This window comes from Pseudomonas sp. LJDD11 (assembly GCF_024584215.1).
Lineage (GTDB): Bacteria > Pseudomonadota > Gammaproteobacteria > Pseudomonadales > Pseudomonadaceae > Aquipseudomonas.
This window is the reverse complement of sequence record NZ_JANJFL010000012.1, coordinates 158,731-177,355: the sequence shown is the minus strand read 5'-3', so window position 1 is coordinate 177,355 and position 18,625 is coordinate 158,731. Positions and strand designations below refer to the sequence as shown.

At 62.1% G+C, this 18,625-nt stretch carries 19 protein-coding genes and 2 pseudogenes; 12 read left to right on the top strand and 9 right to left on the bottom strand.

The genetic code is table 11. From position 1 onward, the window contains the following. A pseudogene (locus NRB16_RS15905) lies at positions 1-700 on the bottom strand (RNA-guided endonuclease TnpB family protein); the annotation flags it as partial. A 34-nt stretch (positions 701-734) separates the two neighbouring features. On the opposite strand from NRB16_RS15905, the pseudogene NRB16_RS15900 reads away from it, so the two are divergent. After that, positions 735-925 (top strand): annotated as a pseudogene (locus NRB16_RS15900) (transposase); the annotation flags it as partial. Between the two features lie 74 nt (positions 926-999). Here NRB16_RS15900 and NRB16_RS15895 read toward each other — a convergent pair. After that, complete coding sequence (locus NRB16_RS15895) at positions 1,000-1,242, bottom strand: hypothetical protein (RefSeq protein WP_257106476.1); 243 nt, start codon at positions 1,240-1,242, stop codon at positions 1,000-1,002. Positions 1,243-1,376: 134 nt separating this feature from the next. On the opposite strand from NRB16_RS15895, the gene paaA reads away from it, so the two are divergent. The 9 genes from paaA to paaZ all read left to right on the top strand — a co-directional run bounded on the left by paaA (position 1,377) and on the right by paaZ (position 10,567). Next, a complete protein-coding gene (gene paaA / locus NRB16_RS15890) occupies positions 1,377-2,369 on the top strand; it encodes a 1,2-phenylacetyl-CoA epoxidase subunit PaaA (RefSeq protein ID WP_045489661.1) in 993 nt (330 codons plus the stop codon). Between the two features lie 15 nt (positions 2,370-2,384). After that, positions 2,385-2,666, top strand: a complete 282-nt coding sequence (gene paaB, locus NRB16_RS15885; RefSeq protein ID WP_024764426.1) for a 1,2-phenylacetyl-CoA epoxidase subunit PaaB — start codon at positions 2,385-2,387, stop codon at positions 2,664-2,666. A 10-nt stretch (positions 2,667-2,676) separates the two neighbouring features. Continuing rightward, positions 2,677-3,438, top strand: a complete 762-nt coding sequence (gene paaC / locus NRB16_RS15880; RefSeq protein WP_257106475.1) for a 1,2-phenylacetyl-CoA epoxidase subunit PaaC — start codon at positions 2,677-2,679, stop codon at positions 3,436-3,438. Next, positions 3,425-3,973, top strand: coding sequence for a 1,2-phenylacetyl-CoA epoxidase subunit PaaD (paaD, locus tag NRB16_RS15875; RefSeq protein ID WP_045489633.1), 549 nt, complete (start codon positions 3,425-3,427; stop codon positions 3,971-3,973). The genes paaC and paaD overlap by 14 nt, the downstream gene beginning before the upstream one ends. Positions 3,974-3,997: 24 nt before the next feature. Then, positions 3,998-5,074 carry a 1,2-phenylacetyl-CoA epoxidase subunit PaaE gene (paaE, locus tag NRB16_RS15870; RefSeq protein ID WP_253140151.1) on the top strand — a complete coding sequence of 359 codons (1,077 nt, stop codon included), beginning with the start codon at positions 3,998-4,000 and terminating at the stop codon, positions 5,072-5,074. A 148-nt stretch (positions 5,075-5,222) separates the two neighbouring features. After that, complete coding sequence (locus NRB16_RS15865; RefSeq protein ID WP_045489627.1) at positions 5,223-5,531, top strand: DUF485 domain-containing protein; 309 nt, start codon at positions 5,223-5,225, stop codon at positions 5,529-5,531. Beyond that, positions 5,528-7,174 carry a cation acetate symporter gene (locus tag NRB16_RS15860; protein WP_257106474.1) on the top strand — a complete coding sequence of 549 codons (1,647 nt, stop codon included), beginning with the start codon at positions 5,528-5,530 and terminating at the stop codon, positions 7,172-7,174. Before NRB16_RS15865 ends, NRB16_RS15860 begins: the two co-directional genes overlap by 4 nt. Before the next feature lie 68 nt (positions 7,175-7,242). Further along, on the top strand, positions 7,243-8,469 hold the full coding sequence (locus NRB16_RS15855; RefSeq protein ID WP_257106473.1) for an OprD family porin: 1,227 nt from the start codon (positions 7,243-7,245) through the stop codon (positions 8,467-8,469). Positions 8,470-8,506: 37 nt separating this feature from the next. After that, a complete protein-coding gene (gene paaZ / locus NRB16_RS15850; protein WP_257106472.1) occupies positions 8,507-10,567 on the top strand; it encodes a phenylacetic acid degradation bifunctional protein PaaZ in 2,061 nt (686 codons plus the stop codon). Here the strand turns inward: paaZ and NRB16_RS15845 are convergent. The 6 genes from NRB16_RS15845 to NRB16_RS15820 form a co-directional block, all read right to left on the bottom strand. Next, positions 10,564-11,763 (bottom strand): diguanylate cyclase, encoded by a 1,200-nt coding sequence (locus NRB16_RS15845; protein ID WP_253117337.1) that lies wholly within the window; start codon positions 11,761-11,763, stop codon positions 10,564-10,566. The genes paaZ and NRB16_RS15845 overlap by 4 nt on opposite strands. Positions 11,764-11,867: 104 nt before the next feature. Continuing rightward, entirely contained in the window at positions 11,868-12,617 is a 750-nt protein-coding gene (locus tag NRB16_RS15840; RefSeq protein ID WP_045489616.1) for a GGDEF domain-containing protein, read from the bottom strand. Between the two features lie 12 nt (positions 12,618-12,629). After that, entirely contained in the window at positions 12,630-13,019 is a 390-nt protein-coding gene (locus NRB16_RS15835; RefSeq protein WP_045489613.1) for a DUF1987 domain-containing protein, read from the bottom strand. Between the two features lie 17 nt (positions 13,020-13,036). Then, positions 13,037-13,612 carry a SiaB family protein kinase gene (locus NRB16_RS15830; RefSeq protein ID WP_257106471.1) on the bottom strand — a complete coding sequence of 192 codons (576 nt, stop codon included), beginning with the start codon at positions 13,610-13,612 and terminating at the stop codon, positions 13,037-13,039. After that, positions 13,605-14,828 carry a SpoIIE family protein phosphatase gene (locus NRB16_RS15825; RefSeq protein WP_045494514.1) on the bottom strand — a complete coding sequence of 408 codons (1,224 nt, stop codon included), beginning with the start codon at positions 14,826-14,828 and terminating at the stop codon, positions 13,605-13,607. The genes NRB16_RS15830 and NRB16_RS15825 overlap by 8 nt, the downstream gene beginning before the upstream one ends. A 95-nt stretch (positions 14,829-14,923) precedes the next feature. After that, positions 14,924-15,796 carry a LysR family transcriptional regulator gene (locus NRB16_RS15820; RefSeq protein ID WP_045489608.1) on the bottom strand — a complete coding sequence of 291 codons (873 nt, stop codon included), beginning with the start codon at positions 15,794-15,796 and terminating at the stop codon, positions 14,924-14,926. 96 nt (positions 15,797-15,892) lie between these two features. Here NRB16_RS15820 and NRB16_RS15815 point away from each other — a divergent pair, with 96 nt between their 5' ends. Further along, positions 15,893-16,354 carry a multidrug/biocide efflux PACE transporter gene (locus tag NRB16_RS15815; protein WP_253140145.1) on the top strand — a complete coding sequence of 154 codons (462 nt, stop codon included), beginning with the start codon at positions 15,893-15,895 and terminating at the stop codon, positions 16,352-16,354. 89 nt (positions 16,355-16,443) lie between these two features. Continuing rightward, complete coding sequence (locus NRB16_RS15810; protein ID WP_253140144.1) at positions 16,444-17,277, top strand: PhzF family phenazine biosynthesis protein; 834 nt, start codon at positions 16,444-16,446, stop codon at positions 17,275-17,277. 7 nt (positions 17,278-17,284) lie between these two features. On the opposite strand, the gene NRB16_RS15805 is transcribed toward NRB16_RS15810, so the two are convergent. Beyond that, positions 17,285-18,442 carry an MFS transporter gene (locus NRB16_RS15805; protein ID WP_257106470.1) on the bottom strand — a complete coding sequence of 386 codons (1,158 nt, stop codon included), beginning with the start codon at positions 18,440-18,442 and terminating at the stop codon, positions 17,285-17,287. Between the last annotated feature and the right edge of the window lie 183 nt (positions 18,443-18,625).

Below are 18,625 nucleotides of genomic sequence, written 5' to 3'. Positions count from 1 at the left end.
TGTGTTGCGCATCCTTGCGCCGGTTCCTGATCCTGGCATGGAGGGCGCGAACACGTGCCCTCTTGCCAGCACGCTGAGCGATGCCCAGCTTCTGCTCCAGGGTGCGATATTGGCGCCCTATCAGCACCTGGCCCTCAGACGTTGTCGCCGCCGCTTTAAGGCCCAGGTCGATGCCAACTGCGGCAGTGCCGATGCACGGCTTGCTCTGAACCTGCACGCAGATATTGAGATACCAGCGCCCTCTGGAATCTTCACTGAAGCTTCCGGCCCGAAGGGCGTACTGACTTAAACCGTAGCTGTCCCACAGGCCAAACCTGAACCCGGCGAACTGAATCTGACCGTTCTTGTATTGCAAGGCACGCGCCTTGAATGGAATCCAGCCCAGGCTGTATTTGGGGCTGCTCCTGCTGGACACCCGCCAATTGAGCCTGGAACGCTTGAACTGCTTGCGGGCCTTGGCGTAGTCCTCGCAAACCTGCTGCACGGTGGGCGAGCCGATCTGCACGCCGTCGCATTTGCTTAATCCATTGGTCAGCTTTTGCAGGTCAAAACCGGAGAGCCACTGGTGGCGTTCCCGGATGGCGCGATGACTCGTTTCATTGCAGTAGTTCCACACCATATTGACCTCGCGCGCCATCGCAAGCAGCGTTTTCGCGTGCTTGTCTTTGATTCGGAGCTTGAGGGTCCTGGTGTGGTTCATGGCATGAATTATGGTTTGGTCTTTCAAGCTATGGGTGGCGTTGTCGAATCGGGTGGCTTCACTCAGAGGGTATCATCCAGACTGCTGCGTAAGCAGTTCGGGGATTTCCACCCCTGGCTCAAGCGAAGGGGTGTCCTCTGGTCGCCATCCTGCTTCGCCTCTAGCTGCGGCGGTGCGCCGATTGAAATCCTGCGCCAATACATCGAAGAACAGCAGACTCCCAACCAGGACGCCTGCGGCGTCCGCGCTCTCGACCTCGGGCTAAACCCCGAGGCTTCTCGCGCATATGGTGACCGGCTTTAGCCGGGAAGACCTTTCGCTTTACGCAAGGGGCTGCGCCGCACTTGTGTTTGTTTCGGGCTGTGACCCGCTGTAAACGCGCAAAGGTGACTAAAAACCACCACCGCCGCAGCCAATGCTGCCCAGCCATAAAAAACCTTAAAAACTACAATTAAATCTTTTCCTGTATCACTTATCACCAACCAAGCACTCGAAAATACCCCCAAAAAACCTGCATAAAAGCCCGTAAACAACATACGCAACCTGATACCCACCCTAAAAAGCGATACGAAACCAAAATACAAAACATAAATTTCTGTTTGATATTTTTTTGTGTATCACTTAAAACTGTCTCAAGGGCCCAAACCACCCACCCACCACACGCGGGAGACGCAGCATGTACGCACAACTGGTCGAGACCGGCGTCAAGCGCATCAAGGCACTGCAAGACATGTCGCCCGAGGAACGGGCGTTTCAGGAAAAGATCGACGCCGAGATCAAGATCGAGCCAAAGAACTGGATGCCCGATGCCTACCGGCAGACCCTGATCCGGCAAATATCCCAACACGCGCATTCGGAAATCGTCGGCATGCTGCCCGAAGGCAACTGGCTAACCCGCGCCCCGACCCTCAAGCGCAAGCTGCAACTGATGGCCAAGATCCAGGACGAAGCCGGCCACGGCCTGTACCTCTACAGCGCCATGGAAACCCTTGGCGCCGACCGCGACGAAGAAATCGCCAAACTGCACAACGGCCAGGCCAAGTACTCCAGCATTTTCAACTACCCCACCTTGAGCTGGGCCGACATGGGCGCAGTGGGCTGGCTGGTCGACGGCGCTGCCATCGTCAATCAGGTCGTCCTGCAACGCACCTCCTACGGTCCCTACTCACGGGCCATGGTGCGCATCTGCAAGGAAGAAAGCTTCCACCAGCGCCAGGGCTATCAACTGCTGCTGACCATGATGAAAGAAGGCACCCAGGCCCAGAAAGACATGGTCCAGGACGCCATCAACCGCCTGTGGTGGCCAGCGCTGATGATGTTCGGCCCAAGCGACGCCGACTCGCCCAACAGCGCCCAGTCCATGGCCTGGAAAATCAAGCGCCAGAGCAACGACGAGTTGCGCCAGCGCTTCGTCGACCAGACCGTGCCGCAACTGCAACTGCTCGGCTGCACAGCCCCCGACCCGGACCTGAAGTGGAACGCCGAACGTGGTCACTATGACTTCGGCGAAATCCAGTGGCAGGAGTTCTATGAAGTGCTCAAGGGCAACGGCCCGTGCAACCAGGAACGGGTCGCCAAACGCCGCCAGGCCATTGAAAACGGCGCCTGGGTCCGTGAAGCCGCCGTGGCCTACGCGCAAAAACAACACGCCAGGCACACCGCCGCCTGATCGGGAGACACCGCCATGTCCGAATGGACCCTGTTCGAAGTGTTCGTGCGCAGCAAGCATGGACTCAATCACAAACATGTTGGCAGCGTGCATGCCGCCGACGCCGCGATGGCGATCGAGAATGCCCGCGAGCTATACACCCGGCGCAACGAAGGGGTGAGCCTGTGGGTGGTGCCTTCGGCGCTGATTACCGCGTCCTCGCCAGACGAGAAAGACCCGTTGTTCGACCCGGCGCAAGACAAGGTCTACCGGCATGCCAGCTTCTATGAACTGCCGCCTGAAGTCGGCCACATGTGAGGAACCGAGCATGAACCCGTCTGCCGACCTTATTGAATACCTGCTGCGTCTGGGTGACAGCGCCCTGATCCAGGGCCAGCGCCTGTGCGAGTGGTGCGGCAGTGCACCGGCCCTGGAAGAAGAGCTGGCGTTGATGAATGTGGGCCTGGATCTGATTGGCCAGTCGCGCAACTGGCTGGAGTACGCCGCCGAGCTGCTGGACGACGGCCGCGATGCAGATCATCTGGCGTTTCGCCGCGATGAGCGCGCCTTGCGCAACCTGCTGCTGGTCGAACAACCCAACGGCGATTATGCCGTGACCATGACCAAGCAATTTCTGTATGACGCCTGGCATTTACAGATGCTGCGCGGGCTGAGCAGTTCCAGTGATGAGCGTATCGCCGGCATCGCCACCAAAGCGTTCAAGGAAGTCACCTATCACCTGCGCCGCTCCGGCGAATGGGTCGAGCGGTTGGGCGATGGCACCGACGAAAGCCATCGGCGCATGCTCAACGCCATTGATCAGCTATGGCGCTTCACGGTCGAGCTGACCGCCGCTGATGAGCTGGAGCAGCGCCTGTTCGAGGCGGGTATCGCCGCCAACCCGCAACAAGTGGCCGATGCCTGGCAAAGCACGGTGGCCGACCAGTTGGCCCGCGCCACCCTGCCACTGCCCGCGCCGGCCAGCCCGTTCTACCTCAGTGGCCGGCAAGGCTTGCACAGCGAACATCTGGGCCTGCTGCTGGCAGAAATGCAGTCGCTGCACAGGAGTCATCCCGATGCGACCTGGTGAACAGCCAAGCCCCGAACTGATCGCGGGCGACCGTGGTGCGCGGCCGCTGCAGCCTGGCGATCTGGCCCATGCCTGGGCGGTGCTTGGCAATGTCATGGACCCCGAAGTGCCGGTGGTCAGCGTGGTCGAGCTGGGGATTGTCCGTGATCTGGGCTGGCAGGGCGGCCACCTGCATGTGGTGGTGACCCCAACCTACTCGGGTTGCCCGGCCACCGAGGTGATCGAGCAGGACATCGCCGCGGCGCTGGAACAGGCCGGCTTTGCTGCGCCGCAGCTGGAGCGGCGCCTGACCCCGGCGTGGACCACCGACTGGCTCAGCGCCAGCGGCCGCGAGCGGCTGCGCGGTTATGGCATCGCCCCGCCTGAGGGCAGCGTCAGCAAACGCAGCCTGCTGGGCGAGGCAGCACAGATCAACTGTCCGCAGTGCGGCAGCGCACACACCGAGCGGCTCAGCGAGTTTGGTTCCACAGCCTGCAAAGCGCTGTATCGCTGTCGCGACTGCCTGGAACCTTTCGATTACTTCAAGTGCATCTGAGCGGCCTGCTGCAGGAGAACAATAATGAGCAAATTCCACAGCCTGACCGTCAGCGACGTACGCACCGAAACCCGTGATGCGGTATCGATTGCCTTCGACATTCCGCCTGAACTGGCCGAGCGCTTTCGTTTCGAACACGGTCAGCATCTGGTGATGCGCACCCATCTGGACGGCAAAGAAGTGCGCCGCTCCTACTCGATCTGCACCGGCGCCAACGATGGCGAACTGCGCGTGGCGATCAAGCGGGTCGCCGGCGGGATGTTCTCGGCCTGGGCCAACGACCGTCTCAAGGTCGGCCAGCAACTGGAGGTCATGCCACCGGCCGGGCATTTCAGTGTGCCACTCGACCCGGCGCGCCATGGCCGCTATCTGGCGGTGGCCGCCGGCAGCGGCATCACCCCGATCCTGTCGATCATCAAAACCACCCTGCAGAGCGAGCCGCACAGCCAGGTCACGCTGATCTACGGCAACCGCTCCAGCACTGCGGCGCTGTTTCGCGAGCAACTCGAAGACTTGAAAAACCGCTACCTGCAACGCCTGAACCTGATCTTCGTGTTCAGCCGCGAGCAACAGGATGTCGAGCTGTACAACGGGCGCATCGATGCCGACAAATGCAGCCAGTTGTTCAGCCGCTGGATCAACGTCAAGGCGCTGGATGCGGCGTTTATCTGCGGTCCGCAAGCGATGACCGAGACCGTGCGCGAGCAGCTTCGGGCCAACGGTCTGCCAAGCGAGCGCATTCACTTTGAGCTGTTCGCCGCAGCGGGCAGCAGCCACACCCGCCAGGCCCGCCAGATCGCCGCCCAGGCAGGCAGCGCCACGAGCCAGATCACCGTGATCAGCGACGGTCGCGAGCTCTCTTTCGCCCTGCCCCGCAACAGCGTCAGCGTGCTCGAAGCCGGTAACGCCCAGGGCGCCGAGCTGCCGTATTCGTGCAAGGCCGGCGTGTGCTCGACCTGCAAATGCAAGGTGATCAGCGGCGAGGTGGAAATGGACAGCAACTTCGCCCTGGAAGATTACGAAGTCGCCGCCGGCTACGTGCTGTCGTGCCAGGCCTTCCCGTTGAGCGACCAGGTGGTGCTGGATTTTGACCAGCGCTGAACCCATAGGCGCCGCCGGGCGATCGCCCAGCGGACCACACAGACCCTAATCGATCGGTATTGCGCCTGCGAGCCCGTTAGCAGCGGATGCATCCCTGCCTCCGCCACACCGCGTTTCTAAAACAATCACAAAAAAAGAGAGCCGCCCCATGACGCCACAGGACATCGAACAGTTACAGCGCCACCCCGACTTCATCGAGCTGGTCAAGCGCAAGCAACGCCTGACCTGGTCGCTGACCCTGATCATGCTGGGGATTTACTATGGCTTCGTCGTATTGATGGCCTTCTACCCACAGACACTGGGCCGCTCGCTCAGCGGTGGGGTGACCAGCCTGGGGATCGTGCTGGCCGTTGCGGTGATCCTCCTGTCGTTTGTGTTGACCGCCCTGTATGTGCGCCAGAGCAACCGGGTGCTCGATCCGCTGACCGAAAAACTGTTGCAGCAGGTGCAGCCATGAAGCCTTCGCTGCTTGTCACTGCCCTCGGCAGCCTGTTGTGCAGTGCCAACGCGCTGGCCGCCGACGCGCCTGCACGGCCATTGAACTGGCATGCCATCGGCATGTTTGTGGTGTTCGTGCTGTTCACCCTCGGGGTGACCCGCTGGGCGGCATTGCGGACCCGCTCGGCCAGCGACTTCTACACCGCAGGCGGCGGCATCACGGGTTTGCAGAACGGTCTGGCGATTGCTGGCGACATGATCAGCGCGGCGTCGTTCCTGGGGATCTCGGCGATGATCTTCATGGTCGGCTATGACGGTCTGCTGTACTCGCTGGGCGTCGTCGCCGCCTGGCCGATCATTCTGTTCCTGATTGCCGAGCGGTTGCGCAACCTGGGCAAATATACCTTTGCCGATGTGGTGTCGTACCGTTTGCAACAGACACCCATCCGTATCACGGCCGCGTTCGGCACCTTGATCGTGGCGCTGATGTATCTGATGGCGCAGATGGTCGGTGCCGGCAAACTGATCGAGCTGCTGTTCGGCATCAGTTACCTGCAAGCGGTGCTGCTGGTCGGGGTGCTGATGGTGTGCTACGTCACTTTCGGCGGCATGCTGGCCACCACCTGGGTCCAGATCATCAAGGCCGTGATGCTGCTCTCGGGCGCCAGCTTCATGGCGTTCATGGTCTTGCGCCACTTCAACTTCAGCACCGAGGCGATGTTCGCCGGTGCGGCAGCGGTGCATGCCAAGGGGGCCGCGATCATGGCGCCGGGCGGCATGCTCAGCAGCCCCATCGACACCCTGTCGCTGGCAGTGGGGATGATGTTCGGCACGGCGGGTCTGCCGCATATCCTGATGCGTTTTTTCACTGTCAAGGATGCCCGCGAGGCGCGCAAGAGCGTGCTGTATGCCACCGGTTTCATCGGCTATTTCTACCTGCTGCTGATCGCCATCGGCTTCGGCGCAATTGTCATGGTCGGCACCGATGCGGCCTTTCGCGACGGCACTGGCGCCATCATCGGTGGCGGCAATATGGTCGCGGTGCATCTGGCCCAGGCGGTCGGCGGCAGCCTGTTTCTCGGTTTCATCTCGGCCGTGGCCTTCGCCACCATTCTGGCGGTGGTCGCGGGCCTGGCCTTGTCTGGCGCCTCGGCAGTGGCCCACGACCTGTATGCCTGCGTGATCCGTAAAGGCCAGGCCAGCGAGCGCGAAGAGATGCGCATGTCGCGCCTGACCACCCTGGTGATCGGCGTGCTGGCGGTCATTCTCGGCTTGCTGTTCGAGTCGCAGAACATCGCCTTCCTGTCAGGTCTGGTGCTGGCGATTGCCGCCTCGGTGAATTTCCCGGTGCTGTTGCTCTCGATGTTCTGGAAAGGCCTGACCACCCGTGGTGCGGTGGCCGGCAGCCTGGCGGGCCTGATATCAGCGGTGGTGCTGCTGGTCTTGAGCCCGGTGGTGTGGGTCAAGCTGCTTGGCCACGACACAGCATTGTTCCCCTACTCCAACCCCGCGCTGTTCTCCATGAGCTGCGCGTTTGCCTGCGCCTGGCTGTTCTCGGTCACCGACCGCTCCGAACGCGCCACTCAGGAACGTGGCCGCTACCTGGCGCAGTTCATTCGCTCGATGACCGGGCTGGGGGCTGCGGGGGCCAGCCGGCATTAGGTTTTGGGTAAAAGATTTTCGCATTGATCGCGGCTCAGTCCGCTTCTATAACCGACGGAACAATAACAATGCATAACGTCCGTGTTTCTGCCCCATTGCTACTGGCCATGGGGGCCGCCAGCGCCCAGGCCGGTTTTGTCGAAGACAGCAAGGCCAGCCTGGAGATGCGCAACTTCTACCTGAACCGCGACTTTCGCCAGAGCGATGCGCCTCAGGCCAAGGCTGAAGAATGGGCGCAAGGCTTCACCGCCCGCCTGACGTCGGGCTTTACCGAGGGCACCGTGGGTCTGGGCGTGGACGCCATCGGCGAACTGGGTATCAAGCTCGACTCCAGTGCCAGCCGGCGCAATACCGGGCTGCTGGCCTTCGACCCGGCCAGCGGTGAGCCGGTCGACCAGTACAGCGAACTGGGCATCGCGGCCAAACTGCGGGTGGCGAAAACCGTTCTGAAACTCGGCACCTTGCAACCCATGCTGCCGGTGGTGACCTATAACGACACCCGTCTGCTGTCGTCGACCTTCCAGGGCGGCATGCTGACCTCCACAGACATCGACGGCCTGACCATCAATGCCGGACGCCTGACCCGCGCCAACCTGCGCGATTCGTCCAGCCGCGATGCGATTGGCTACGGCGCCGCCAGCAGCGACGCGTTTGACTTTGCCGGTGGCAGCTACGCGTTCAGCCCGCGACTGACCGCCAGTTACTACTACGGCAAGCTCACCAACATCTACCGCCAGCACTTTATCGGCCTGGTGCACAGCGTGCCGCTGGGGACGAACTTGAGCCTGCGCAGTGACCTGCGCTATTTCGACAGCGGCAACGATGGCCAGCAACGCGCCGGGCGCATCGATAACCGCAACCTCAACGGCATGTTCACGCTGGGCTACGGCGGGCACAAAGTCGGCCTGGGCTTTCAGCGCATGTCGGGCGACAGCGCCTTTGCGTTTCTCAATGGCGGTGACCCGTACTCGGTCAACCTGGTGACCTATAACACCTTTACCCGCGCCGAAGAGGACGCCTGGCAACTGCGTTACGACTATGACTTTGCTGCCCTCGGCGTGCCGGGCCTGAGCTTCATGACCCGCTATGTCGATGGCCGCAATGCGCGCACCGCCAGCGGCGATCACGGCGAAGAATGGGAACGCAATACCGATATCGCCTACGTGCTGCAAAGCGGCCCGTTCAAGGGCTTGAGCATGCGCTGGCGCAACCTGACCTTTCGCTCCGGCAACGGGCTGAGCACCGACCTGGACGAGAACCGGCTGATCCTGGGCTACACCCTGGCGCTTTGGTAGTGCTGGCCCCGCCCACCATAAATGTGGAGACACTCTGATGAGCAACGCCCCTACCCTGCAAAGTTTTATCGCTGGTCGCTGGATTGGCGAGCATGGCGCCGCCTCGCTGCGCAGCGCTCTCAATGGCCAGGGCATTGCCCACACGCATGACGAGCTGCTGGATTTCAACGAGGCCCTGGAGCACGCGCGCCGGCAAGGCCGTGACAGCCTGCTGGCTCTGGATTTCCAGCAGCGCGCCGCATGCCTGAAGGCGCTCGGCAACTACCTGCTCGAACGCAAGGAACTGCTGTACAGCCTGTCGCACCATAGCGGCGCCACGCGGACCGATAGCTGGATCGACATCGAGGGCGGTGCCGGTACGCTGTTCGCCTATGCCAGTATCGGCCGCCGCGAACTGCCCTCGGGCAACCTGCTGCACGAAGGCCCGGCCATGCCGCTGGGCAAGCTGGGCAGCTTCGTTGGCAGCCATATTCTGGTGCCGCGCGGCGGCGTGGCAGTGCATATCAATGCGTTCAACTTTCCAATCTGGGGGATGCTGGAAAAGTTTGCGCCGAGCTTTCTGGCCGGCATGCCGTGTATCGTCAAACCGGCCACCGCGACCAGTTACCTGGCCGAAGCGACCGTGCGCCTGATGCACGAGTCCGGCTTGCTGCCCGCTGGCAGCCTGCAACTGATCATCGGCAGCACTGGCGATTTGCTTGACCGCCTGCAAGGTCAGGATGTGCTGACCTTCACCGGCTCGGCCGACACCGCCGCGAAACTGCGCGTCAACCCTAACCTGATCCGCCAGTGCGTGCCGTTCAACGCCGAGGCCGACTCGCTGAACTGCGCGATCCTCGCCCCGGAAGTGACCCCGGACGATCCTGAGTTCGAGCTGTTCATCAAGGAAGTGGCCCGCGAGATGACCGTCAAGGCCGGCCAGAAGTGCACCGCCATCCGCCGCGCCATTGTGCCGGCCAGACACATCGATGCGGTCGCGCAACAGCTGCATGCGCGGCTCAGTAAAGTGGTGGTCGGCGACCCGTCAGTGGAAGGCGTGAAGATGGGCGCCCTGGCGTCCCATGCGCAACAGGCCGACGTTGCCGAGCGCTTGCAACTGCTGCTGGCCAGCAGTGAGCTGCTGCTGGGGGCCGCCGACGGTTTTGCGCCGCGTGGCGAAGGGGTGGCCGAGGGCGCGTTTTTTGCCCCGACCCTGCTGCGCAGCCGCAACCCGCATGCCGAGGGCGGCGCCCACGATATCGAAGCGTTTGGCCCGGTCAGCACATTGATGGCCTACGAGGATCTGGACGAGGCCATTGCCCTGGCCGCCCGTGGCAAAGGCAGCCTGGTTGCCAGCCTGATCACCAAAGACCCGCAGGTCGCCGCCAAAGTGGTGCCCGCCGCAGCCGCGCTGCATGGTCGGCTGCACATTCTCGACCGTGAATCAGCCGCCGAGTCCACCGGCCATGGCTCGCCCCTGCCCCAACTCAAGCACGGCGGCCCCGGGCGGGCCGGCGGCGGTGAGGAACTGGGCGGTCTGCGGGCGGTGAAACACTACCTGCAACGCAGCGCCGTGCAAGGCTCGCCGAGTATGCTCATGGCCGTCACCGGCGAGTACGTGCGCGGTGCCAGGCTGATCGAAACCGAAGTCCACCCGTTCCGCCGCTATTTTGACGACCTGCAGATCGGCGAATCGCTGCTGACCCATCGGCGCACCGTGACCGAAGCTGACCTGGTCAACTTTGGCTGCCTGTCGGGGGATCACTTCTACATGCATTTTGACGAGATTGCCGCCCGCCAATCGCAGTTCGGCAAGCGCATCGCCCACGGCTACTTCGTACTCTCTGCGGCCGCCGGGCTGTTCGTCTCCCCCGCGGCGGGTCCGGTACTGGCCAACTATGGCCTGGATACGCTGCGCTTCATCAACCCGGTGGGCATTGGTGACACGATCCGTGCGCGGCTGACCTGCAAGCGCAAGATCGACCAGGGCAAGCTCAGCGCCAGGGACGAACCGCAAGGGGTGGTGGCCTGGGATGTGGAGGTGACCAACCAGCACGACGAGTTGGTGGCCAGTTACGACATCCTGACCCTGGTGCTCAAACGCTCAAGCCTTGCTTAACCGGCGATCTCGCCGACTTCGACCCGGTCACGGTGCTGCTTGGCCCGGTACAGCGCCTGGTCTGCGGTGCGCAGCAGCGCATCGAAGCTGTGCTGCAGATGGCGGCTGCCAGACTGGGTCAGACCGGCACTGAACGCAATCGGCAATGGCAACTGCGGGTCCAGTTCGCGACTGGCCAGCGCATCGCGCAGGCGCGCCATGAACACCTGCGCCTGGGCGACATCGGTGTGCGGAAACATCAACAGAAACTCTTCCCCGCCCCAGCGCACGAACACATCGCTATGACGCTTGAGCGAAAACACCGCCGCCGAGAACGCCTGCAAGGCACTGTCGCCCACCGCATGGCCGTACTTGTCATTGATGCTCTTGAAGTTGTCCAGATCGATCATCGCCACCGTCAGCGGATAGCTGCCGAGTGCGGCCTGCGCCCATTGCTGGTTGAGAATCGGCTGGGCGCCGCGCCGGTTCAAGGCCCCGGTCAGCACGTCGGTGATGCTCAGTTGCAGGGCCTGCATGCGCAAGTGCTCCTGAAGCATCAGGGCAAAGCCGAGGGTAAACAGGAATGACACCGTAAAATCCACCAGCAGCGCCATCCGCGAGGGCATGTCCGGCTCGTCATAAGGCAGCGGCGGGATCGGCTCGATCAATAGGCTGACACATGACCACAGCTGGAAGCCGAAGGCGAACACCTGGGTCGCGGCAATCCCCCAAGCGCCGCGATAAGTCCTCAACAGCCCGGCACAGACCCGCATCTGCACGGCAATCGCCAGCGCCGCCACCCCGGCAAACCAGGGAAGAATCCAGGAAGTGTCGATCAACGCCACCGCCAGGGCCAGATAGCCGGCCAGCGGCACCAGCACCCAGCCGAGCTGCTGGCCGAGGCGTCCCGGCAGCCCGACAAAATGACGCAACGCCACGGTATGACAACCAATACTGGCAATCAGCAGACCGGTGCTGGCCAGCAAGGCAGCGCGTGGCGACAGAATCTCCAGCCAGTGCAGCGACGGCAGCAACAGGCCGGGCTGGAGCATTTCGGCAACCCGGTACGAGGTATTGCACAGTTCACCCAACAGCCACCAGTGCAGGGCCTTGTTGCTGCGCCCCGCACCGACATACGACAGGCACAGCAATAGCGCCGTCATGATCCCGAACGGAGTGATGATCAACAGTAACGAGAAGGGATCGCTGAGCAACATGAACGGCGGCTTCTGGACAAAGGGCTGCAAGCACCCTCGCATTATGTCAGAGCGCCAGCAATTTGACTCTGGCCGATGGGCAGATAGTTTTCAGCCCGCCAGAGTCAGCCTTGGGCCCGCTCTACCCGGTTACGCCCGGTACGTTTGGCCTGGTACAACGCCGTGTCCGCAGAGCTGTAAGCGGCATCGAAGCGCAGGCCGGCCGCACTGGCGCTGACCCCGAAACTGGCAGTGACCTGGCGGTTGACCGGGGCAGCAAAGCAATGCCCGGCGATCGCCGCGCGCATGGCTTCGGCATAGTCCAGCCCCTGCTGCAAGTCGCTGCCAGGCAGCACGACGGTGAACTCTTCACCGCCCACCCGGCCGATCACCCCGACCTTGGCCACGATCGGCGCCAGGCATTCGACGATCCCGCGAATCACTGCATCGCCCGCCGGATGACCAAAGTCATCGTTGATCTGCTTGAACAGATCAATGTCCAGCACGATCAATACCGCGCCGGTGCTTTCCAGCATCCGCTTGGCCCGCTCGATCACAGCACCGCGGTTCAGCACCCCGGTCAGGGCATCATGGGTAGCGCGGAACTCCAGCTGTTCGGCCAGCGTTTGCAACTGCAGATTGAGCGCGTTCATCTCGCGTTCGGCACGGTCACTGCGAGTGATCAAGCGCCGGGTTTCTCGAATCAGGCGCTCGAAGTGGCTGGTCAGTTCGGCCAGCGACTGCTGGTAGAGCTCAGCGTCGGCATCGGCCTGAGCGAGGACCGAGCGGGCACGCCGCAACGCGTCGGTCTCGCTACTGAACAAGTCCACGGTCTGATCCGCACGCGCCTGGAGCGCAGAGCCAGCAGTCACCATGACCAATCTCCTTTATGAAACCGACACGGGATGATCATTGAAGGTCAACGAGGTGAAATCGGCCTGCAGTTCTTCACCGAACTCGAAGATCGTTTCGTCTTCTTCATCGTGATACCAGTTGACCACGATCTTGTTACCGGCCATGGCCGCGTGGTCAAGGGTATCGAAGATATTGAACAGCATCTTGGTGCTGGAGCTGTTGAAGTAGGCCAGTGCAATGTTGGCCGTCACTTCAACGCCGGCGCAATTAGCAAGAAAGTCGCGCAGTTGCTGGACGATCGGCGCATAAAACGCGGCGGCGTTTTCAGGATAGGACTCGCCCTTGATGGTCAGCAGGCGTTGGTCATAACGAAAATCGACTTCAGGCGAAGTGGCAGTGGCTTCAATGAAAAAATTGTCCATCACAGTCATCAATCCATTCAAATAGTGGCTTTGAGGCAGAACAAGGTGGTCTCCGGGTCTTGCGGGCGCGGCTGGAAGCTGTACTCCAGCGGCTCGCTGGCGTCGCGGGCCATGGTCAGAAAACCCAGCCCCGCGCCTTTGCTGCCCTCCGGCGTTTCGGCCCGCAGGGACACCTTGTAGGCCTGTTTGATTTCTTCAACCGACATGCCGCGCAGCGGTTCGAGGTTGGCGCGCAGCCGCTCGACCTCGCCACTGGCCACCGGGTTGGCACAGAGCATGGTGAACCGATTGTTTTCGGCACTGATGCAGACCGCCCCATGGCGCAGCCCGGTGTCGTCCTCGGCCGACACGCCCAAGGCATCGACCGAGTAGTGGACGATGTTTTGCGACAGCTCGATGAACGATGAGAACAGCTTGCGGCGGGTCGGGCCGCTGACACCGGAGACTTCAAGCTGCAGCTTGACCACCTCGGCCATCGCCGAAACGACGCTGTGGGAGAAGTAGCCCATGTGGTAGAAAATCACGTTGCGCCGTTGGGCAAGGTCGAAAAAGCTCATGTCATGGTCCTCAATGGCGCGCAGCAGATTAGTCATCATTGCTCCTGAGACGAGCGCAAAAGAAAGTCAAATCGTCACGACGATTCTGTTCGCCCTGCCAGTGCGACAGGACTTGCAACAACCCCTGGCCAATCTCGGCCGCCGGGCTATCGCTATTGGCCAGCAGGCTTTCAAATACCCGGCGCTTGCCAAAGGCGATGTTCTTGACCCCGCCAATCTGGTCGGTCAGGCCATCGGTGGTGATAAAAATCAGGCTGCCGGACTCCAGCGGCACACTGTGCATCTCCCATTGGTAATCCATGCCGCTGTCGACGTAGCCGACGCCCATCCGCTGGCCGGCAACCGTCTGAAACTGCTCAGCCTCCGGGTGCAGCACATGCAGGGACAGCCGCGCACCAGCAAAGCGCAGGGTCCAGGTATGGGTATCGAACCAGAAGAACGCAGCGTCCAGCCCGTCATCGGATTCCGGGGTGCCGTCGGCGTCGCGGTCCTGACCGAGCATGCTCTTGACGCTGCGGTTGACCGCCGACAGCAGGGTCGCCGGGTTGCGCGGCCCGTACTGATCGAGCGCCTGACCCAGCGCGCTGGAGGCAATCAGGGTCATGAACGCACCGGGCACACCATGGCCGGTACAGTCGGCAATCGCGCCGAACCAGCCGTCGGGGTACTTGCAGAAGTGATAGAAGTCGCCGCCCACCACATCACGCGGCTCCCAGACCAGCGAGGCGTCACTCAAGGTCGAGGCCAGCGTCTCGCGCGAAGCACGCAGCATGGCGCGTTGAATCACACTGGCGTATTCGATGCTTTGCATCATCTGGCGGTTCTTTTCCGCCTGCATCGCCGCCACCACCGCGATCAGTTGCAGACCGTTGCCCAAACCGACAAACCGCCCTTCACGGGTCACGATAAAGCCATCGGCCAGCGCTTTTTCACCAAACTCGACGGTCTTGAAGGTCAGCTCTTCGATGCTCATCTCGGCATCGACGATCAGCGGCTCCTTGTCCATGAAGGCGATGCAGCTTTTCTTGTCGTACAGCTCGCGGTGATACAACTTGCTCATCTGTGACATGAAGATATTGCGATTGATCAGACCGACCGGCCGCTCTTGATCGACCACCGCCAGGCACACCAGGTCGCGCTGGGTGGTAAAGACCTCCATGACCAGTGAGTTACTGTCGTCTATGTCGATGGCTGGAACGAAGTTGCACAGATCCCCCGCACTTTTGTGGTCACGGGGCAATCGGGGACGCATGAATTGAAAATGCTCTGCTTTCATTCGCGGGCCACTGCACATCATAAATACGTGACCCTACTACAGCGATATTAAACTGATATTACAGTGTCCTTTCAGGGCATCAGGGTCTCCAGCAACCAGGCGCCGGCAGGACCCAGGGTGCGCTGCCGCGACCAGATCACATCAACCGCCGAGCGGCGTGGCCAGCCCGGCACCTGCAACTCCTGCAAGCGCCCCTGGGCGTAGCCAGACACCAGCCAGCGCGGCAACGCGGCCCAGCCAAAGCCGAACACCGCCATGTCCATTAGCAGCAGATAGTTAGGCGCCGACCAACTGCGCCGGCTGCTGGTGGGCAGGTCATCGGTCGGGTTGAGGTGCTCTACCAGGGTGTTGAGTCGCAAGGCCCGATGACCCGCCAATTGCGCGTAGCTGACCTGCTGCTGGCCAGCCAGTGGATGCTGGTGCGCAACGAACAAGCCAAAATCGGCGCGTTCGGTGATGGTTGCATGGCCGATCTCGGGCGGATAACCGGCCTGGGCCGAAAGCAGGCCCAGCGTCGCCCGGCCGCTCTGGATCAGATTGATGGCATCGCCGTGTTCGGCAAATACGCATTCCAGCTCGATATCCGGAAAACGCTGGTCCAGCTCGGTCATACGCGCTTCGAATTCGACGAACTGGTTGGCATCGGACAACACCAGGGTCAGGCGCGGCTCAACGCCAGCCGCCAGCCGCCCGGCGGTGCGACGCAGCAAGTCCTGGGCACACAGCACATCCTCGACCCGCTCCAGCATGGCCCTGCCCGCTGCGGTCAACACCGGCTGGCGCGCCGAACGATCAAACAGTTGCAGATCCAGATCGATCTCCAGCCGGGCAATGGCCTCGCTGATGGTTGACTGGCTTTTACCCAGCCGGCGCGCCGCCGCACTGAACGAACCCAGCGCGGCGATCTGGACAAACGCCTCAAGGGCTTCGGGTGAATAATTCATGACGCGGCCTCCATCGGTTTTACCGATTGATCGTATTTTCACTTTAGCCCGATGACCGATAAGAATGCAGGATCTTTATTGACAGGTGGCTCCGTCATGAACAGCTCAGCCCATTCACTCCCTGCCAAAACCCTCAAGGAACGCGTGCTGCACGCCTTCGCCTTCGAGACGGTCGGGGTCATCATCTGTGCGCCGATCCTGGCCTGGGTGATGGATCGCTCAATTGGCAGCATGGGCGCCCTGACAGTGATGATCTCCACCGTGGCGATGCTCTGGAACATGCTGTTCAACCTGCTTTTTGACCGTATCCGCGCCCGGATGGGCTTCAACATGACCCTGACCAACCGTACGCTGCATGCGCTGTGCTTTGAGGCGGGTCTGATTCTGGCCGTGGTACCGCTGGCCGCCTGGTGGCTGTCGATCAGCCTGGTCCAGGCGTTCTGGCTGGACATTGGCGTGCTGCTGTTTTTCCTGCCCTACACCATGGCGTTCAACTGGGCCTGGGATGGCGCGCGGGAGCGGTTGCTGGCTAACCGGCCAGTGCAACGCTACAACTGACCGGTCAAAAAACCGCATGGCTGTATGGGGCCGCGCTCGCCCGCTTCTTGCACACTGACCGAAATTGACAAGCCAGGGAGCGCAATACCATGACAGAGATCCTAAAACTGGCGGCCTTCAGCGATGGCGAAACAGGCGGCAACCCGGCCGGGGTGTGGATTGGCGATGCCCTGCCCGATGAGCCACGCATGCAAGCCATCGCGGCAGAGGTCGGATTTTCCGAGACCGCGTTTGCCGCCCCACTGGACGGCGGGCGCTGGCGGGTACGTTATTTCTCGCCCTTGGCCGAGGTGCCATTCTGCGGCCATGCCACCATTGCCCTGGGAGCGGCACTGGCGGCGCAGCACGGTGACGGAGTGTTCGATCTGCAATTGAACCAGGCCAGCATTACCGTGGAGGGCCATGCGCAGGGGCAACTGGTTTCGGCGGCGTTGCAATCACCACCGACCCACAGCCAGCCGATCAGTGAAGCACTGCTGAACGAGGCGCTGGCTCTGTTCGGTTATCGCCGCGATGAGCTGGACCTGCGCATTGCGCCAGCAGCGATCAATGGCGGTGCGGGGCACCTGGTGCTGGCGCTCAACAGCCGTGAAGCGCTCAGCGCCATGCGTTATGACCAGGCCGCCGGGCGCGAGCTGATGGTGCGTGAAGGCTGGGCCACAATTGTGCTGGTGTTTGCTGAAAGCGCGCAGTTTTTCCATACCCGCAATCCGTTCGCGTTCGGCGGTGTCTACGAAGACCCGGCAACCGGCGCCGCCACTGCCGCGCTGGCCGGTTACCTGCGTGACATCGGTTGGCCACATGGCGGTGTGATCGATATCCTGCAGGGCGAAGACATGGGCAGCCCGTCGCGGCTGCGGGCAGAAATCAGCGCACAGCCGGGCAGCTCGATCCGGGTATCGGGAATGGCCCGCTACCTGTAATCAGGCATCACGCCTTGAGCCGGCTGCCACTGGCCGCCACTCCCAGCAGCATGATCGCCACGACCATGAACGCCACGCCCAGGCTGCTGAGGTGGGCGACAAAGCCGATGGCTGCCGGCCCCATCAGAATCCCGGCATAGCCGACCGTGGTCACTGCCGGGATGGCCACGCTTTCGGGCATGTCTTGCTGGCGTCCCACGGCGCTGTAACACACCGGAACGATGTTCGAGCAGCCGGCGCCGACCATCGCATACCCCAGCAAGGCCGCTTCCCAGGCCGGCACCAGGGTGGCAATGGCCAGACCCAGCGCCGCCAGCAGACCACCCAGAATAATGATGCGATTCGGCCCGAGCCGACGCACGATGGCATCGCCGAACAACCGGCCAAAGGTCATGGTCACGGCAAATACCGCATAGCCCAGGCCAGCGTAGGCGGTCTCCATGCCGCGGCTGGCGGTCAGGAACACCGCGCTCCAGTCGAGCATCGCGCCTTCGGCGAGAAATACGGTGAAGCACAGCAGACCAATGAACAGCACCACCCCACGCGGAATGGCAAACGCCGGGCCTTCAGCAGCACTGCCATAAGGCAGCAAATGCGCCATGGCCTTGAGCAGCGCCAACGCGATGATGAACAGCACCAGCAAAATCGCCTGCAACGGCGAGGCGCCCAGCACCAGCAGTACGCTGACGCCGGCAGCACCGACGATCCCGCCAAGGCTGAACAAGCCGTGAAAGCCCGACATCATGGTCTTGCCGCTTTCACGCTCGACAATCACCGCCTGGATGTTGGCCGTGCAGTCCACAGCGCCCATCCCCACCCCGAACATAAACAGCGCGGCAATCAGTAGCGCCAGGCTGTCGACCGTGGCCAGCAGGGGCAGGCACAGGCAGATCAGCAAGGTGCCGCCAACCAGCAGACGTCGACACCCCCAACGCGCCGCCAGCGCTCCGGCCACCGGCATGGCACTGATCGAACCCACCCCGAGACACAACAGCAGCAGGCCGAGCATGCCCTCATCCAGGCCGACGCGGAGCTTGGCGTAAGGCACCAGTGGTGCCCAGGCGGCCATCCCGAAACCGGCAATGAAAAACGCCAGGCGCGTTGCCATCTGCTCCTGGCGCGGGGTGCTGCGCGAGGCAGCGGTAGCGGTGTCACAAGCGGTCATGCGGGCTCCTCATCCATGACAAAAAAGGGCCATGGTAGCGACTCAGACCTGACAACGCTGGAAAAGTCGAATAAGCGTCATATCCACTAACGCCAATTCACTCAGAGGGGAACCTTTAATACTCATAGGCACCCGGGCAACGACTCTCTCCAAAACCTCCGATATCAAAATGAAATTACCTAG

Coding starts and splice junctions, on each gene's coding strand:
- paaE (WP_253140151.1), top strand. CDS start 3,998: ATGAGCAAATTCCACAGCCTGACCGTCAGCGACGTACGCACCGAAACC.
- NRB16_RS15815 (WP_253140145.1), top strand. CDS start 15,893: ATGAACAGCTCAGCCCATTCACTCCCTGCCAAAACCCTCAAGGAACGC.
- paaC (WP_257106475.1), top strand. CDS start 2,677: ATGAACCCGTCTGCCGACCTTATTGAATACCTGCTGCGTCTGGGTGAC.
- NRB16_RS15835 (WP_045489613.1), bottom strand. CDS start 13,019: ATGGACAATTTTTTCATTGAAGCCACTGCCACTTCGCCTGAAGTCGAT.
- NRB16_RS15865 (WP_045489627.1), top strand. CDS start 5,223: ATGACGCCACAGGACATCGAACAGTTACAGCGCCACCCCGACTTCATC.
- paaB (WP_024764426.1), top strand. CDS start 2,385: ATGTCCGAATGGACCCTGTTCGAAGTGTTCGTGCGCAGCAAGCATGGA.
- NRB16_RS15830 (WP_257106471.1), bottom strand. CDS start 13,612: ATGACTAATCTGCTGCGCGCCATTGAGGACCATGACATGAGCTTTTTC.
- paaZ (WP_257106472.1), top strand. CDS start 8,507: ATGAGCAACGCCCCTACCCTGCAAAGTTTTATCGCTGGTCGCTGGATT.
- NRB16_RS15860 (WP_257106474.1), top strand. CDS start 5,528: ATGAAGCCTTCGCTGCTTGTCACTGCCCTCGGCAGCCTGTTGTGCAGT.
- NRB16_RS15845 (WP_253117337.1), bottom strand. CDS start 11,763: ATGTTGCTCAGCGATCCCTTCTCGTTACTGTTGATCATCACTCCGTTC.
- NRB16_RS15810 (WP_253140144.1), top strand. CDS start 16,444: ATGACAGAGATCCTAAAACTGGCGGCCTTCAGCGATGGCGAAACAGGC.
- paaA (WP_045489661.1), top strand. CDS start 1,377: ATGTACGCACAACTGGTCGAGACCGGCGTCAAGCGCATCAAGGCACTG.
- NRB16_RS15855 (WP_257106473.1), top strand. CDS start 7,243: ATGCATAACGTCCGTGTTTCTGCCCCATTGCTACTGGCCATGGGGGCC.
- NRB16_RS15820 (WP_045489608.1), bottom strand. CDS start 15,796: ATGAATTATTCACCCGAAGCCCTTGAGGCGTTTGTCCAGATCGCCGCG.
- NRB16_RS15840 (WP_045489616.1), bottom strand. CDS start 12,617: ATGGTGACTGCTGGCTCTGCGCTCCAGGCGCGTGCGGATCAGACCGTG.
- NRB16_RS15805 (WP_257106470.1), bottom strand. CDS start 18,442: ATGACCGCTTGTGACACCGCTACCGCTGCCTCGCGCAGCACCCCGCGC.
- NRB16_RS15825 (WP_045494514.1), bottom strand. CDS start 14,828: ATGCGTCCCCGATTGCCCCGTGACCACAAAAGTGCGGGGGATCTGTGC.
- paaD (WP_045489633.1), top strand. CDS start 3,425: ATGCGACCTGGTGAACAGCCAAGCCCCGAACTGATCGCGGGCGACCGT.